Source organism: Acinetobacter endophylla (assembly GCF_053543775.1).
Genome location: NZ_JBLVOM010000172.1, coordinates 1 through 342 on the forward strand (window position 1 = coordinate 1; position 342 = coordinate 342).

The 342-nt window shown below is 44.2% G+C and carries 1 protein-coding gene; it reads right to left on the reverse strand.

What is annotated here, in order from left to right; translation table 11 throughout:
• Window positions 1–200 (reverse strand): hypothetical protein (locus ACNPNW_RS06205; protein WP_448766740.1); only part of this gene is annotated, 200 nt, incomplete at its 3' end.
• Window positions 201–342 lie beyond the last annotated feature (142 nt).

Consider the following 342-nt stretch of genomic DNA (forward strand, 5'->3'; position numbering starts at 1 on the left):
TGGTAGCCGCTGCTCAATTCATGCAGGGGAATCCGACGTCCGTTTAGTTCAATGAATGCCTTTCCTCTTTCGATGATCATACTCACGTTCTCTTCCGCACCGAATGGAAGCACATCCAAGATCAATCTTGCAACCAATTGCTGTAGAGCTTCATTCTCATCCAACCATTCACCCGGATGGTTAACCAGATAATCAGACATGCTTCTTGCGAATAGGTTTCCTATGTTCTGCCAAGCTATCGCCTGGTCTTTCTTTTTGCGATGTCTATTAGGAATGAGTCTAATAGCACCATATCCTATAATCGGGAGAGGTGCATGATGATTTTGGTGCCTAACATCATTA